This window comes from Thermococcus sp. GR5 (genome assembly GCF_012027535.1).
In the GTDB taxonomy this organism is placed as follows: Archaea; Methanobacteriota_B; Thermococci; order Thermococcales; family Thermococcaceae; genus Thermococcus; species Thermococcus onnurineus.
On record NZ_SNUN01000027.1, the window covers coordinates 1 to 423 of the forward strand.

Sequence of the window (423 nt, forward strand, 5' to 3'; positions counted from 1 at the left end):
GAAGACGGGAAGAGAAAACCCTTAATCATTCTCAGAAACGACCAGTACAAGATTGAAGGAAACAAGCTCATTCTAAAAGGCCTTGGGAAGTTCAGACGCCTCGAAATTCAATTCAAGGGCAGAATACACTTGAAGGGTAAGCAAGGGCGGTTGGAAATAACCTTTGACCCCATAAAGCGAAAATGGTATGCTCACGTGAGCCTCACCGTTGAGGAAAAACTTGAGGACGAGGAATGGGTTAGTGTTCCAAGGCAACCTAAAGGAAGCCTCTCAGCAGGAATTGACTTGGGAGTGAACAATCTCATGGCCGTTTACGTGGAAAACGGGGAAAGCTTCCTCGTGAATGGAAGGCCTTTGAAGAGCATTGATTTTTATTGGAGAAGAAAAATTGCCGATTACCAGTCCAAACTCAATAAGAGTGGA

Annotated in this window: 1 protein-coding gene; it reads left to right on the forward strand. The window is 44.7% G+C overall.

Annotated features, from left to right (window positions below; translation table 11 throughout):
- Window positions 1-423: transposase (locus E3E33_RS10720; protein WP_167731697.1), on the forward strand; the 423-nt coding region annotated here is incomplete at both ends.